The organism is Actinophytocola xinjiangensis (genome assembly GCF_001921215.1).
Taxonomy (GTDB): domain Bacteria; phylum Actinomycetota; class Actinomycetes; order Mycobacteriales; family Pseudonocardiaceae; genus Actinophytocola; species Actinophytocola xinjiangensis.
Window position 1 is genome coordinate 359,679 of sequence record NZ_MSIF01000005.1, and the last position, 15,104, is coordinate 374,782.

Sequence of the window (15,104 nt, forward strand, 5' to 3'; positions counted from 1 at the left end):
CGGCGGTGAACGCCGGCGCGACCATCCCCCGTGCCCTCGCTGCCGGAGCAGCGCCGTGTCGGCGCCGTGCTGGACGCCCAGTCGGCCACGATCGCCGCCTCCCGCGCGCAACTGGCGAAACTCGCCGTGGTCAAGCGCGGCTTGCTGGCGGATCTGATCCGGATCTAGGCGATCAGCCCGCCTCGGTAGGCGACGAGCGCGGCCTGGACCCGGTTGACCGCGCCGATCTTGCCCAGCACGGCCGACACGTAGCCTTTGACGGTTGCTTCCGACAGGTGCAGGGCGCTGCCGATCTCGGCGTTGGACATGCCCTGCCCGATGAGTGCGACGACCTCACGTTCCCGGTCGGACAGTGAGGCCAGCAGCCGCCGCGCCGGTTCGGCCGCGCGTTCGCCGTCGGCGACGGCCGACAGCACACGCGCGGCGACCTTCGGGTCGAGCACGGCGCCGCCTCGGGCGAGGTCCCGAACGGCTTTGATCAGCATCGCTGGTTCGGTGTCCTTGAGCAGGAAGCCGCTGGCGCCGACACGCAGCGCCTCCTGCACGTATTCGTCGACGTCGAAGGTCGTGAGCATGGCGACGACCGGTGGTTCCGGCAGTCCGCGCAACCGCCGCAACGCGACGATGCCGTCGGCGGAACGCATGCGGATGTCGAGCAGGACGACGTGCGGACGGTGCTGGCGGGCCAGGTCGGCCACGTGCAGCCCGTCGTCGCACTCGGCGACCACCTCGATGTCGCCTGCGCTGGACAGGATTGTGCGGAGTCCCGAGCGAACGAGATCTTCGTCGTCCGCGAGAAGCACCTTTATCACGAACGCCTCCCCGACAGTGGGCGGTCATGCGGGCTTTGTGCAGTTGTGCGTGTTCGGGGAGATCGTACCTGGTCGCGGACGGTTACCGGGGTCTCAGGCAGTTCTCAACGCGTCCCGTAGCCGCACCCGGGCCCCGCTGCGCATGACGGCGTTGGCGTAGATGCGTCCGGCGAGCCACACCAGAACGGGGATCAGCACGGCGACCAGAGCGACCGACAGCGCCGCTTCCCAGCCGGGCACCCCGCCCATCGCCAGCCGCATCGGCATCAGTGTCGGCGCGAACACCGGGATGATCGACAGGGCTCCGACCAGCGCGTTGTCCGGGTCGGACGGCAGCACGGAGATCCCGAGGATGTAGCCGACGATGACGAACATGAGGGCTGGCGAGATCACCCCGCCGACGTCCTCCTGCCGCGAGACGAGCGCCGCGAGCCCAGCGAAGAGCAGCGAGTACATCAGGAATCCGAGGATGTACCAGACAATCAGCCAGATCACGGTCCCCACGGCGGTGGAGATCGAGATCGTCAGCACGTCGAACGCGATCGCCGCCGCGACCCCGACCCCGCCGATGACGATCATCTGGACGAGCCCCACGAACCCGATCCCCACCACCTTCCCGGCCATGAGTTGGGAGGGCCGAATCGTCGACAGCAGCAGCTCAACGACCCGCGACGACTTCTCCTCGACGACGCCCTGGGCGACCATCTGCCCGTTGAGCAGCAAGGACATGTAGATCAGGATGCCGGCGACGGCGCCGAGCACGAGCTGCTGCCCGTCGTAGGGGAACGGCTCCTCCAGCGGTTCGACGCTGACCGTGGCGTCGGCGACGGCCTCGTTGACCTGGGCCGGGTCGCCTCCGAGGTCGACGATCTCCTGGTTGAGCGCGAGCTGGCCGGCGAGCACGTTCAGCGCGTTGCGCAGCTTGTCGTCGAGGTCCTTCTTGACCACGACCCGCAGCTCACCGCCACTGTTCCCGACGACGAGCGCGTCGATGCTCTCGTCAGCGACCTGGCTCCGCCCGTCCTGTTCGGACACGGTGACGGTGTCGATGTTCTCCCCGACGGCGCCCGCCGCGGCCTCCAGAGGCTTGGCGAGGGTGGCGGTCTGCTGGGTGACCCCGATGGTCGCGTCCGAGCCGCCGCTGATCAACTTCATCACCAGCGCGAACCCGACCAGCAGCAGAAGCGTGGCGGCGGTCGTGACGATGAAGGCCTTGGACCGAAGTTTGGTCCGAACCTCCCGCCCCGCGACCAGGCTGACGGCTTCCCAGGACCCGAGCCGAACGTCCCCCCGAGGCGCGTTCATACCGTCTCCTCCTGGGTGACGACGTTGCGGTAGAGCTCGGTCAACGACTGCCGCCGCCGGCTGAACTCGGTCACCGGCCCCGTGGCGAGCGCGGCGGCGAGCACGGCCTGATCGTCAACCCCGTCCCCCAGGGCAAGCACGGTCCGCACCCCGTCGTGACTGCGCACTGTGACCCCGTTCAGTCGGTCGGCCCACCCGACAGGGGCACCAGGAGCGTCAACCACGATCTCGGTGGTTCCCGACGCCCGAAGCTCGTCCACGGTCCCGTTGGCCACCATCTGCCCGCTACGGATGATCCCGACTCGGTGGCAGAGCCGCTCCACCAACTCCAGCTGATGACTGGAGAACACCACCGGAATCCCCTCAGAAGCCTTGTCCAGCAGGACTTTGCTCATCACCTCAACAGCGAGCGGATCCAACCCCGAGAAGGGTTCGTCGAGCACGAGAATGCTCGGATTGTGCACGAGGGCGGCCGCCAACTGCACCCGCTGCTGATTCCCCAGACTCAGGTTCTGTACGTCATCGTCCCGGCGGCCGTCAACCCCCAACCGCTCAGTCCACTCCACCATCGATCGAGTGGCGTCGCCGTTCGACAACCCATGCAACCGAGCCAGGTAGACGAGCTGCTCCCCCACCTTCATCTTCGGGTACAGCCCCCGCTCCTCCGGCATGTACCCGATCAGCCGCCGCGTCTCCAGCGTCACGGGCTGCCCATCAAACCGAACCTCCCCCGAGTCGGCGGCCAACACCCCCAACGCGATCCGCATGGTGGTCGTCTTCCCAGCCCCGTTGCTCCCCACGAACCCGAACAACTCCCCAGCCCGGACGTCGAAGCTCATCTCACGGAGCGCAACCACATCCCCAAACCGCTTCGAGACCGCATCGATCTCCAGCCGCCCATCACCCATACCGGCCCTCCCCTGCTCACACCCTCAGCCCGACCCTATCGCGCCGTTCCCCCACCCCCGACCCCCCAACTCCGCCCCCACCCCCAGGTCACAACCCATCACCGACAGTGATCTCAGCGACCGTGTACCCCACATCCACCCCCCACCCGCTACCCTGTCCGCGTAGCCCTCGTAGCTCAGGGGATAGAGCGTCCGCCTCCTAAGCGGCAGGTCGCAGGTTCGAATCCTGCCGGGGGCACTCGTTTCGCACAGCCACAACGACTCTTGGGAACTTCGCCCTGAAGTCTTGAGTCCATCTTTGGGGCCGAAGGTCCAGTTCGTCGAACGAACTGAGTCCTTCGCACGCTGTCAGGTCGTGTGTGATACGTAACTGGGGTGGTATTGAACGATCTTCAGCGCGAACTGCGTGAGTTCGCTGCCCAGCGAGGCTGGGAGCGATTCCACACCCCCAAGAACCTCGTCATGGCTCTGGCTGGTGAGGCCGGTGAACTGGTCGAACTGTTCCAGTGGCTCACACCCGACGAGTCAGCCGACGTCATGACGCGACCGGAGCAGGCGGAACGTGTCCGCGACGAGGTCGCGGATGTTCTTGCGTACCTGCTACAACTCGCAGACCGCCTCGACATTGATCTCGCCGCCGCGTTGCGGGACAAGGTGCGGCGGAATGAGCGCCGCTATCCGGTGGAACTAGCCAAGGGGCGAGCCGACAAGTACGACCAGCTCCGCAGCGGCGACGAGGTCTAGCGCCACACCCGTCGGATCGAAGGCCACCAAGCAGGACAAAACCCACACGCCCACCAAGAGTCGCAGGTCGCCATCGGCCTATTATCACCCTTTCAGGTGATCACTCCTGGGGGATGCGATGATCTTGCTACGGAGGACGGCCCACGGGGTCCTCGAGATGAACCGCTCAGGTTCTCTCACCCAACACCTCGCCACCCAGTTCCGGTTCACGTACGGTCGCCAGCCCGGTGACAGCGAGCAGCGTTCGTGGGCAGCGAGTCTGCCAGCCCTCGCGCAGGATCTGGTCGACGCCGACCTGGGTGAGGTCGAGATGCTCGTCGAGTACCAGCTTCCACTGACGAGTCTGCGTGCCGACGTGGTACTGGCCGGCCGGCATCCGGTCAGCCAAGCGGTCTCCTACGTCGTCGTAGAGCTCAAGCAGTGGTCCGGTGCCAGCGTCATCGACGGCGACCCTCAACTTTGCGAACCCGCAGGGCCACCCGGTCGGGTGACGCTGAATCCGATCGCGCAGGTTCGGCGCTACAGCGAGTTCCTGGTCGATTTTGTTCGCAGCCTGCAAGACATCTCCGATGCCGTTGCCGGCGTGGCCTACCTGCACAACGCTGATGAGGCGCGGGTCAGCTCTCTCCACGAGTTGCCGGCCGACCTCCACGGGCAGCTGTTCACCGCATCCACCAGGGGCGCTCTGCTCAGCTTCCTGCGCAGCAGGATCGCGCCGTATCCACCCGCTGCCGACCAACTGCTCTCCAGCAGGCTCGGTCCGAGCAAGCAGCTTATGGCCCTCGCCGCCGAGGAGATCAAGAACCGCGAGTCGTTCGTTCTCCTCGACGACCAGCAGGTGGCGTACCGGCTCGTCCTCAACGCCGTACGTCGATCCGCACGGGCCGATCACAAGGAAGTCATCGTCATCGTCGGCGGGCCCGGCTCGGGCAAGAGTGTCATCGCGCTCAGCGTTCTCGGTGAGCTGTACCGCAACGGCTTCAAGGCACTCCATGCCACCGGCTCCAAGTCGTTCACGACAACCCTACGCAAGGTCGCGGGCAAGGGAACCACCCGCGTTCAGAAGCTGTTCCAGTACTTCAACAGCTTCATGAACGTCGGCCGCAACGACCTCGACGCCCTCGTCTGCGACGAGGCACACCGGATCCGGGAGACTTCGAACAACCGCTACACGCCGGCCGCCAAGCGCAGTACCAAGCCGCAGGTCGAGGAGCTGATCGACGCCTCCCGCGTACCGGTGTTCCTGCTCGACGAGCACCAGGTCGTGCGGCCAGGTGAGCTGGGCACGGTCGCCCAGATCGAAGCCATGGCCACGGCCAAGAACCTGAGTGTGCGGCACGTGAATCTCGATGGACAGTTCCGTTGCGGCGGCAGCCGCAAGTACGAGGAGTGGGTACTGCGCCTCCTCGGACTCGACGGCGAGGCCGAGCCGGTCGCATGGGAGACCGACGGCCGCTTCGAACTCCGGGTGGTCGACTCACCGACCGAGCTCGAGGCCTTCCTGCGATCGAAGGCAGACCAGGACTACAAGGCGCGGATGACCGCCGGATTCTGCTGGCCCTGGAGCGACCCGGATCCCCAACGCGGCTTACTCGACGACGTCGTCATCGGCGACTGGCGCCGCCCGTGGAACGTCAAGGGCGACCGTGGAGTCAACGGCGCACCCCCGTCCCAGCTCTGGGCCACCGACCCAGCGGGCTTCGACCAGATCGGCTGCATCTACACCGCCCAGGGCTTCGAGTACGACTGGAACGGTGTCATCTTCGGCCCTGACTTGGTCTGGCGAGGCAACGGATGGGTCGCCGACCGCACGACCAGCGAGGACTCCGTCGTCGCCCGCGCCGAACAGTCCGACTACGACCGGTTGATCCGCAACACCTACAAGGTGCTACTCACCCGCGGCATGGTCGGCACAGCCCTGTACTCGACCGACCCCGAAACACGGGAGAAGTTACGGGAGCTCGTCGGGAACTGACGTGCACGGCCAACGAATTCTTCGCAATGCTGTTCTGAGTCACTGTTCTGGCGTTCCACGCCGACGAATGACTAGCACACGGAAGCGACATCAGCCCAGATCAACGACAGTACTTTCGAAGGAAATCATTGGTTTTCGGATCTTCCGAGTACAGGCACACACCTTGCATTCCTCGTGTCATGAGAACCTTATAGGTGTTGCGAACAAGTTCATCGAATGACGCAACACTGGCCCTCTTCACCGACCGGTCAAATGACTCATTCGGCTGCGGACACCATCTTCCATCGCGGATCACGAGATCCTTTCCGAAAATGACGCCCGCCCAGTCGTACTCAAAGCCTTGCGCGGTATAGATGCATCCGATCTGACCCGAGCCATGAGAGTCCGACGCCCAGTAGGAAGCCGACGGAAATCCCGGCTCCTCCATACCTTGTCTGACGTTCCAAGGACGGCTCCATTCGCCAATTTTCACATCGTCGACGAGCCTGTACCCACTGTCATCCCTGATCGGATCATGCCAGTCCCAGCAAAAACCGGCAGCAATTCGCGACACACCGCCGAAGTTGGCCCGCTGCCGCTCCAGCCAGGCTTCAAGCGCGGCCGGCGTGTCGACCAAGTCGACCACATACTCGTCATCCGTACCTCTGACCAAATCAGACCAAGGGACTGGTTCACGGTCAACAATACCCAGCAGGCGCCGGACCCACTCATCATAGTGCGCGGAACCGCCGCAGCGGAACTGGCCGTCCAGGTCAATCTCCTGAACTCGGTGTCCCTTCATGCTCGCTACCTCGGCGATTCGCGCCGCAGAATGACTTTCGCCAGGCCGGACTTTCTGATTGTCATCAAGCAGAAATACTGGCACCTTGGCTACATCGATCAACGTCGCAACCTGCGGCGGATACTTCCACAGCCAACGCTCGGGCATGTTGTTGTCACGAATACGATGAGCCTCGTCGCAGATCAACACGTCGAGGGAATTATGGGGAGCCTGGTCGAAGTTGTTGAAATATTTGAAAATCGATTCCGGACGCTCAAGTCCGGCAGCTACATCGCGACGTAACGTCTCAGTGAATGCTCTGGATCCCGTGGCATGAAGCACCTTTCCCTGCCGTTCCGCAAGCGTGCTCAAGAGCGCGATCGCGATCGCGCTCTTGCCCGATCCCGGGCCACCCCGGACCACGACCACCGTCTTCTGTGTGCTTTCCTCTGCGCGGTCTGCCTGCTCGACTGCACGTAACACCAAGTCGTAGGCAACCTTCTGCGCATCAAGGAGCAGGTAACCCTGCCTACCCTCGAATGTTCCGGCAGCGGTCTTGAGTAATGTTCGCGCAGGCGCCCTACGCATCTTGATCAGGTCCTGAACGGCTTTCACCGCTCCGTCCGCCGCGCTCGGCGCCGTATCCAGCAACGAAGCCAGATCAGCCACGAAATCGCCGGTCTGATCTGCCGCGTACAGCTGACCAAAATCATCCGGATCACGGTCGATCGATTGCGACAAGTTATGCAGGTACGCCATCCCCCGCACAGCACGAGGCACCCGGGCCAACGACGGGGTAAAATCGAGCAGATAGCGACAGTATCTGCGCACTTGTTCGGCAGGGTGCAGGTCGGGCTGCCTGGGTGGCTTGGCGGACATCACCAAGCCAGGACCGACCTCCCTCATGTAAGACCACTGTTTCAGTTCGACGAGTACGTAGGATGCCTGCCCGGTCTCCGGGTGAACTCCGCAGAGCACCACGTCGACTCTGCGAGGGCTGTACGGAAGCTGGTATTCAAGGAGCACCTGAACGTGTCCGAGTCCCGCGTCGCATAACAGATCGAGCAGCAGCGGAACACTGTTCCGCCACGCACCTGGCTCACCCTTGTCCGCTCCTGAGTATTCGACGCCAGTCTGACGCGCCAACGTCCGCACCAAGTCTTCACGATCTGCGCGCAACAGGTTCCGCGCGGTGTCCGGTATCGACGGCACGCTACCCCCAGATCACTCCCTCGAGTTAACCTAGATAGGTTACAACCGTCACACTCCGCTATCGCCACGAAGCCTGGCTGGGATTCGCGCCGTGCCTAACAGCTTGGATTGACCAACGTCACGGCGACGTCAACGAGACGCCGTCGGCCGCCTCGAAACACGTCGAGGAGAGGCCACCGATCCAGTCGCGCACGACGCACTCCTACCCCAAGTCGACATCCGGATGCCAGCAGTGTCAGTGTCGAGGCGCAAACCGCGCAGACGTCCAACCGCACTCCGTGACCGGCACAGCCAACGAGCGGTCGGCCCTGACACCGCCACCTGGACTGGACGACGTCCCGAACGGCCTCGACGACTTGTCGTCGAGGCGACCACGCGTACCTCCGTCAGGGTGCACGAGACGGCGGTCTGCTGCGGCGCACATGTCCTCGTATCGCCGATCGTCGGGTCACACGCGGACCGTTGCACCGCCACTGACTGGCCTTCCCGACACCGACCTGAATACCTGGTTCGATCTCGACCTACATCAACTGCTCGACGGTCTCCTGAACCGCCCAGGTTCGTCCTGACGAACGTGGTCGCCGGGCGCTTGTCAGATCGAGCGGCGGAACATGAAAACCTCCGCGAGGACCTTGCTCACGGAGCGCGGGTCCGCGAGTAGGCCTGCGAGTTGAGCTCTGAATTGATCGGCAAGGTGATCCGTTCACTCGACTGTCTCTACGGCTGGCGCCCAAAACCGTCGTAGCGGATGCTTCGCGGGAACGAGTGATTCGATCATTGTCCCGAGTTCCTGGCGGCCTCGGCGGATGATGGGCAGAACCGCCGGGGCGGGCACGTCGGTGGGGAACGGACTGTCCGCGATGAGGTCACGGGCCGCAAAGGGCGTCGACAGCCAACGCATGAGAGCACGCAAGTCTCCGGAGTTGGTCGCGTCGACGGTCAGCTCGGCCAAGTCGAAGGAGTACTCGGTCGGGTCGTCGCCGGTGGCATGGTGTAATCCCGAGCGGCGCAGCAGGCATGGATAGCAGTAACCGCAGTTGAAGTAGCCACTGAACCGTTTTCCTCGAGGGTTTCCGCAGCTGATCGTTGTGCCCAGAATCCGGCGATCCAGGCCCGACTCGATGGCCAGCGCACACACCTCTCCCTTGGTGAGGTGCAGTAGCGGATTGACGACGCGCACGTCGCCGCCGATGTCGTCGATGATCTGGTTGACCAGAGACAGCGTCCACGGGTGGACGGACCGGGTGGACAGTGCGCTCGGACGTGCGGAGGTGAGGGGTGGGTTCACCGCGAGCTGCCCGTTCTCCGGCACGGCCACCCGGTCAAGCCTGTTGGCCGCGGCCACACACACCCCGCTCGCCAGATAGAGCAGGCCACGGGACCGGCTGCTGGACTCGAGCGGACCGCGGGAGACGGTTTGGCCGACCTGTTTGAGGGCCTTCCCTTGCCCCATGGACTCGGCGATCTGCCGCTGGGTCTCCTGCAGCACGTCGTCGAACGCGACGAACAGCAGGCGGTCGTCGCGTGTCCTGGCGAGGTGGGCTGCGTGCGCGCTCGAGTCGAGTCCGCCGGAGAACAAGGTGACCGCGCCGGCGGTGCCGAAGTGCAGACGGGGCCGCTGTGGTACGGCTCCCCCCAGGACTGTGATCGTCCACTGGTCGCCGGTCAGGCCGTTGAGCAGGGCCGCTACCCGGCCGAGAACAGGGGCAGCCCAGCGTTCTGGCGCCACCAGATGGACGGTGAGGTCCATTTGGCGGGTCCAACCGTCCTGAGTGTGGGCCCGGAGGTACCGCTTGTCGACCACATACACGGCGCGGGCGATACGCAGCAGGTCGAAGGCCCAGTCCGGCGCGGCGCCGGCAAGGTCCATCAGCTTGTCCAGCCTGTCATGGCGGTCACGGAAGTCGTCCTCGGACAACGGTTCCCAATCGCCACCTCGCTGGTGCTGGTGCGGGTCGGCGAACTCGAACCTGCGTGCTCCGGCCGTCATGTTTCTGTCCCGCTCGTGAGCCCGAGCGCCCGGTCGACGTTGTCGCCCACGAGGTCCGCGGCAAGGTCTGCCACCGAGCGGTCACTGTCGTCCTTGCCCTGTTCACAGGGGTTCGGGATCCAGGAGGCGACCTGCTCGCCGACCCAGGCCGGGATCTGGCCACCCGGGTCGATGAGCACCAGGCCCGGCAACGCCAGCTTGACCTGTTCGGCCACCGCGGCCTTGGCGAACTCTGTCACGATGTCGGCGAAGAAGAGCCTGTACACGCTGCAGAACAGGTCCATGGCCAGACTGGACGAGCGCGTCTGGCCCGCCACTGCTCGTCGCACGCGAGGATCGTTCAGAAGTTCCTCCGCGCACCGGGTGGCGCTACGACGAACGAAAGCGTCGATGATGCCCGTGCGCTCGCCAGCCACCGCTGTCACGAACTCCGACATGAACCACTCGGTGTCGGAACCTGTCCACTCCGCGGGCGGGGGACCGAACGCCGCCAGGTCGTGGCGTAGCTCGTTCATGGCCCGGACCAGCCGGCTCGCGCCGGCGCGCATCGTGTCGCGGAGACCGAAGGCCTCCGGGTCCGCCCTCAGTTCCTCCTCGAGGGCGTCGAAGAACCGTTGCCCCCGTGTTCTGACGCCCCGTTGGGAGATCGGGCCGTCGCCCTGTCGAGGATTCGGGATCTCCTCCGGGGTCCTCGCCATCCCGGCAGTACCGCCGAGCTGCCCGATGCTACGCCGGAACGTCGTCCAGCCGGCGCCGCGTGGTCCGCGCCACCTGATGGAGGTGCCCATGTCGCCCCCTTCCGCAGCGCTTTCCACACTACGAACCAAACGTCACCGGGCAATAGCGCTCCGTAGGAACAACACGAAAGGCGCAACCCTCGAGCGCGTGCTCGCCAGCAGCCTGTAGTGACGGCGCTCAGCCGAGATCGAACCGGCCGCGCCTGACCTCCTGGAGGAGGACCCGCAGATCGCCGGTCGTGAGCGCCGGTCCGGTCGGGTTCTTGCTGTCCCGCATCGCCCCGCTATGGGCCAGCTCCACACACTCGCCGCCCTGACCGCTGGAGTAGCTGGATTTGCGCCACCGCATCGTGGTCGGGTCCGGGATCATGATCCCGGACCACCTTTCCTGTCGCAGGGTTCACAGCTCCTCCACCACCTTACTGATCAGGGTCGCCGACCTGGCCGGTGCGAGCGCGAGGTCACGCAACCGGCCGAACATCCAGGTGTACCGCTCGAAGTCCTCGCGACGGTCGGGGTACAGGGCCCCGGATTCGACCTCGACGAGGATCGTCGGCTCGCCGCCGGCTGATCTGCTTGAACAGCAACGAGATCCGCTGCCCGATCGACGGTCTCGAAGTTGCTGAGGGAACTGGTGCATCCCGCCGGTGTGTCCATTCGACACACCGGCGGGATGCACTTCGCGGTCAGGTTCCGCTGACCATCACCTGAATGGTGCTGTTACCCAGCTGGCCGGTGCTGTTCTGGCCCCACGACCGCGCGGTGCCGTCCGCGCGGACCGCGTGCGCCGAGCCGGCGCCGATGCACATCACCGAGGTCAACCCGCTGACCTGCGTCGCACAGGTCGGTTGGTCGTGGTCGCGTCACCGAGCTGGCCGTTCGCGCCGTCGGAGCGCAGCGTCAGGCTGTGGCCGGTGCCGGCCGCGACCCCGCCGCTGATGTCGTTGATCGCGGCCCGGATGTCGGGCAGTGGACCGATGTGCCGTGTGTCGGTCGCGGGCTGCGGCGCTCCGGTGCGCTTGAGCAGCGACCGGATCTCCAGCGGCGAGAGCGGCGGCCCGGACTGTGTGAGGATGCCCTGCACGGCGCCGACCGCACCGACCACCATCGGTGCCGCCCCGGAGGTCCCGTTCATGTTCGACCAGTACATCCGGTTCGGATCGGTCTCGGTGGGGGTGAGGTCGTTGCGCCCCGGCCCGAGGCCGCCGAACGAGGCGATGCAGTTCCCCCAGCCCTGCACGTCGACGCGGGTGCCGTACGTGCTGAAGTCCCGGACGGTGCGCGGCGCGGGGTGTGGGTCGGCCGGGTCGCATTCCTCGGTCCACGGCATGGTCGACGACGGTTGGCCCGCGCCGACGATGATGGACCCCGAGTCCGGCCGCCCCATGAGCATTTCCGCCCAGGGGTCCGTGCCGTCCAGGTCGAGGCTGCCGTTGCCCGCCGGCTGCACGACGGTGATGCCGGCCGCGGTGGCGGTGACCACCTCGTCGTAGATCGGCCCCCAGATCTCCCATGGCCCGCCGGCGACGGACACCTCGAACCAGATCACGTCTCCCGGCTGGGAGTTGGTCCTGGCCAGGGCGACCGACCCCTGCCAGTCGTCGCCGTTGACGAGTTGCAGGCGCGCCTCGGGCAGCAGACCGTTGAGGCCGACGCCGTTGTCGTCGTCGGCGGCGACGAAGCCGACCGAGGCGGTGCCGTGCAGGCTGCCGCCGGCCGGTAGGCAGGGCGAGCCGACGATGACCTGCAGCCGCACCGGCGGACCGGCGGGTGCCGGCCGGGTCGCGACGTCCTCGTGGCAGGTGTTCCACAGGTTCCGCATGGCCGCCGACCGCACCGGGCTGGTGTTGGCGGTCGTGTTCCCGGTGCCGAGCTGGCCGCTGCCGTTGGCGCCCCAGGCCCACACGTACGTCTGCGTGTTGGGATCGGTGTCCAGTCCGGGGGTGTACTCGACCGCGAGCATCTGGGAGGCACCCGCGGCGACCTGGGTCGCGCCCTGGGACACGAACACCGAGGTGGGTGTGCTGGCGTTGGTGGTGCCGCCGGTGCCGAGTTGCCCGCTGCTGTTGAGCCCCCACGACCGGACGGAGTGGTCGGTGAGCGTCGCCGCCGCGGCGGACCCGCCCGCGGTCACGGTCCTGACCGTGTTCAGGCCGGGGATGGCCGCCGGCGTGAAGGTGGTCGTGGTGGTCCCGTTGCCGAGCTGGCCGGAGGCGTTGGCACCCCACGACCAGACCGCGCCGGAGGACAGCCGTGCGTAGCTGGCGGCCGAGCCCGCGGCGACCTGGGTGGCGCCGCTGACGCCGGACACGGTGAGGGCGGTCGAGCTGCTGGGAGTGGTCGCGGGGTCGCGGCCGAGCTGACCGGAGGCGTTGGCGCCCCAGGCCTGCAGCGCGCCGGTGGTGCGCACGGCGAGCGTGTGGCTCGCGCCGGCCGCCACGGCGCCGGGGGCCGTCGAGATGCCGCTGACGCCGGACACCGTGACCGGGGTGAGGCGCTGGGTGGTCGTGCCGTCGCCGAGCTGACCGGAGGCGTTGGCACCCCAGGCACGCATCGTGCCGTCACTGCGGACGGCGACGGCGAAGTCGCCGCCCGCGGCGATCGCGGTGACCGAGGTCAGCCCGCTCACCTGGACCGGAACGGTGCTGTTGGTCGTCGTGCCGTTGCCGAGTTGGCCGTTGCCGTTGGCGCCCCAGGTCCAGACGGTGTTGTCGGACTTCAGCGCCATGGAGAAGTTGGCGCCGGCGGCCACCGCGGTGACGTCGGTCAGGCCCGGCACCGCCATGAAGACGGGCGAGCCGGTGGTGGTGCCGAGACCGAGCTGGCCACTGCTGCCCGCACCCCACGCCCGCACGGTGCCGACCTCGGAGGTGCCGATCTTGGCCACCATCAACGAGTGTGCGTCACCCGAGGCGATCGACCCGAACGACTGCGCGGCGGAGTCCCGCCCGCCAGCCTCGACGTCGGTGATGGTGATGCCAGCGCCCTTGCCGCCGGGCAGGGCGTGCGCGAAGTCCGCGTCGATGCCGGAGTTCGGTGACACGCCAGTGCGGTAGACCTGCGTGCTCTGCAACGGATCAGCGGGTGCTGTGATGGCGTGGTCCGGCCGCGCCATGGCCAGTTCGACGGACGGCAGCGCGTTCAGCTCGGCCAGCAGCGGTTCGATGTCACCGCCGACGCTCACGTCGAACCAGGAGTTCAGGTCGGGCAGCTCACGACCGGAACGGGCCTCGAGGCGTTCGCGTTCGGCGTCCACCGCCGCCTCGGACTGGGGTTGGGACCTGGTGAAGACCGTGCCCGGATACCTCGCCAGGATGTCCCGCAGGGCCGCGGTTTCCGAACCGTCGCGAGCGACGGGCTGACCGGCGCGGACGTGGACATCCCGGTCGGCGCGGAACTTCACGGCCATCCGGGTGCGGGAAAAGCCCTTGGGAAGGGGACCCCGGGTACCCGGCATGCCCTTCTCGGCACTGTGGTCGTAGGCGGTGACGGATGTTCGCTGGGTTTCCGGCGCGGCCGCCGCCGGTGTCGGTGACCCGAGCGGGACCAGAACGGCCGCGCTCGCGACAACCAGGGCGGCCAACGCCGCGAATCTGTATCTGTGCATGGGAATGCGCACCAGCGCACCTCGACTTTCCGAGCTCTGGCAACGGAAGTGGTGGTCGACCGGCCGGCCGGAAAGATCGCCCCGATAATTCACCGTAATGCCCCCGCTCTCCGCGGAAGACCGCCGTCTGGTCCAGCGTCGCCGGACCAGACGGCGTCACGGCGGCCCGCTGGCCATCACCCGGCCGGCGGTCGTCTCACCCGTTGGCACGTGCAGTGCCGGTCACCCGAGGACGGCGAGGAACCCCGGCGAGCGGTAGTCCAGCTGCAGAATGATCGGGAAGACAGGGAGATGGCGCGAGCGGAACACGACGTGAGAACGGGGATCGGTGATGCGCGTCTGGTCGCGACCGCCGAGTGTGGTGAGTGCTGCCAGCACGGGTGTGCGGGACCGTGGCGGCGGCCAGGGGTCTGCACCTGTCTCGACCACCGGCGACCGGACAGGGGTAACGAGGAGATGGGCGCACGTGAACCCTCCTGGAAGTGACGACCTACCGGCTCACCGCACGGTGTGCTCCCTTCACAAGCTGGTGACCGGTGGCGGGTTCGGGACCAGTTGTCAGCGGGCGGTGAGGCTCAGCACGACGCCGGTGGTGCCGAACGGCGTCACCGCGTCACGAGCGTATGTAACGCCCTACCGGACTTCACCGGCCGAACAACCACCGCGGTCGCCGCGTGGACGTGCGGCGGCGACCGGAGAGAGTGCTGCGCACCATGGCCTTGGTTATGTCGTGGCGGCGCCGGCCGTAGTAGATCTCGGCGAACACCTCATCCGGCGTAAACCTCGGGTGGGCTGTGGCGACCTCGAGGATGTACCGGGTCTTGGCGTCGCTGATTTCGGGATCGACCGGTAGGGTGCGGCGCCGGACTTTCCGACGGATGGGGCGGCCAGACTTATCGAAGTAGACCACGGGCACCTCCGTGCGTCGTCGGACGATTTGACGCTAAGAATGCGAAGCACCGCAGGTCTATGACCGATCGCGCGCACCTACGACCGTCTGCTGGCAGACCCCTGCCCCGTCCTATGCTGTCGGCTGCCGTTCCCACTGGTGGCC

The 15,104-nt window shown here is 66.5% G+C and carries 15 protein-coding genes and 1 tRNA gene; 4 read left to right on the top strand and 12 right to left on the bottom strand.

Annotation, left to right across the window (positions count from 1 at the left end):
• Positions 1-30: 30 nt before the first annotated feature.
• Positions 31-168 (top strand): restriction endonuclease subunit S domain-containing protein, encoded by a 138-nt coding sequence (locus tag BLA60_RS43185; protein ID WP_154814337.1) that lies wholly within the window; start codon positions 31-33, stop codon positions 166-168.
• On the opposite strand, the gene BLA60_RS14295 is transcribed toward BLA60_RS43185, so the two are convergent.
• The 3 genes from BLA60_RS14295 to BLA60_RS14305 all read right to left on the bottom strand — a co-directional run bounded on the left by BLA60_RS14295 (position 165) and on the right by BLA60_RS14305 (position 3,025).
• Positions 165-812: a response regulator gene (locus BLA60_RS14295; protein ID WP_075133314.1), complete on the bottom strand. Its 648-nt coding sequence runs from the start codon at positions 810-812 to the stop codon at positions 165-167. The genes BLA60_RS43185 and BLA60_RS14295 overlap by 4 nt on opposite strands.
• Positions 813-905: 93 nt before the next feature.
• The gene (locus tag BLA60_RS14300) at positions 906-2,117 is read right to left on the bottom strand and encodes an ABC transporter permease (protein WP_075133315.1); all 1,212 of its coding nucleotides are present in this window, start codon (positions 2,115-2,117) and stop codon (positions 906-908) included.
• Positions 2,114-3,025 (bottom strand): ABC transporter ATP-binding protein, encoded by a 912-nt coding sequence (locus BLA60_RS14305; protein ID WP_075133316.1) that lies wholly within the window; start codon positions 3,023-3,025, stop codon positions 2,114-2,116. Before BLA60_RS14305 ends, BLA60_RS14300 begins: the two co-directional genes overlap by 4 nt.
• 165 nt (positions 3,026-3,190) lie before the next feature.
• On the opposite strand from BLA60_RS14305, the gene BLA60_RS14310 reads away from it, so the two are divergent.
• The 3 genes from BLA60_RS14310 to BLA60_RS14320 all read left to right on the top strand — a co-directional run bounded on the left by BLA60_RS14310 (position 3,191) and on the right by BLA60_RS14320 (position 5,744).
• Positions 3,191-3,263 (top strand) — tRNA-Arg (locus BLA60_RS14310).
• A gap of 137 nt (positions 3,264-3,400) precedes the next feature.
• A complete protein-coding gene (locus BLA60_RS14315) occupies positions 3,401-3,769 on the top strand; it encodes a nucleotide pyrophosphohydrolase (RefSeq protein ID WP_075133317.1) in 369 nt (122 codons plus the stop codon).
• Between the two features lie 157 nt (positions 3,770-3,926).
• Positions 3,927-5,744: a DUF2075 domain-containing protein gene (locus BLA60_RS14320; RefSeq protein ID WP_075133318.1), complete on the top strand. Its 1,818-nt coding sequence runs from the start codon at positions 3,927-3,929 to the stop codon at positions 5,742-5,744.
• Between the two features lie 100 nt (positions 5,745-5,844).
• On the opposite strand, the gene BLA60_RS14325 is transcribed toward BLA60_RS14320, so the two are convergent.
• The 9 genes from BLA60_RS14325 to BLA60_RS14350 form a co-directional block, all read right to left on the bottom strand.
• Complete coding sequence (locus BLA60_RS14325; RefSeq protein ID WP_245811973.1) at positions 5,845-7,716, bottom strand: DUF2075 domain-containing protein; 1,872 nt, start codon at positions 7,714-7,716, stop codon at positions 5,845-5,847.
• A 703-nt stretch (positions 7,717-8,419) separates the two neighbouring features.
• Positions 8,420-9,706, bottom strand: coding sequence for a 7-cyano-7-deazaguanine synthase (locus BLA60_RS14330; RefSeq protein WP_075133319.1), 1,287 nt, complete (start codon positions 9,704-9,706; stop codon positions 8,420-8,422).
• A complete protein-coding gene (locus BLA60_RS14335; RefSeq protein ID WP_154814338.1) occupies positions 9,703-10,494 on the bottom strand; it encodes a hypothetical protein in 792 nt (263 codons plus the stop codon). The genes BLA60_RS14330 and BLA60_RS14335 overlap by 4 nt, the downstream gene beginning before the upstream one ends.
• Before the next feature lie 127 nt (positions 10,495-10,621).
• Positions 10,622-10,813, bottom strand: coding sequence for a DUF397 domain-containing protein (locus BLA60_RS14340; protein ID WP_075133321.1), 192 nt, complete (start codon positions 10,811-10,813; stop codon positions 10,622-10,624).
• A 30-nt stretch (positions 10,814-10,843) separates the two neighbouring features.
• Positions 10,844-11,083, bottom strand: coding sequence for a Scr1 family TA system antitoxin-like transcriptional regulator (locus BLA60_RS43190; RefSeq protein ID WP_154814339.1), 240 nt, complete (start codon positions 11,081-11,083; stop codon positions 10,844-10,846).
• Between the two features lie 46 nt (positions 11,084-11,129).
• Positions 11,130-11,264 (bottom strand): hypothetical protein, encoded by a 135-nt coding sequence (locus BLA60_RS46215; RefSeq protein WP_281257439.1) that lies wholly within the window; start codon positions 11,262-11,264, stop codon positions 11,130-11,132.
• Positions 11,261-14,050, bottom strand: a complete 2,790-nt coding sequence (locus tag BLA60_RS14345; protein WP_084734906.1) for an RCC1 domain-containing protein — start codon at positions 14,048-14,050, stop codon at positions 11,261-11,263. Before BLA60_RS14345 ends, BLA60_RS46215 begins: the two co-directional genes overlap by 4 nt.
• Before the next feature lie 222 nt (positions 14,051-14,272).
• A complete protein-coding gene (locus BLA60_RS44215; protein ID WP_162292960.1) occupies positions 14,273-14,428 on the bottom strand; it encodes a hypothetical protein in 156 nt (51 codons plus the stop codon).
• 265 nt (positions 14,429-14,693) lie between these two features.
• Entirely contained in the window at positions 14,694-14,960 is a 267-nt protein-coding gene (locus BLA60_RS14350) for a hypothetical protein (RefSeq protein ID WP_154814340.1), read from the bottom strand.
• Between the last annotated feature and the right edge of the window lie 144 nt (positions 14,961-15,104).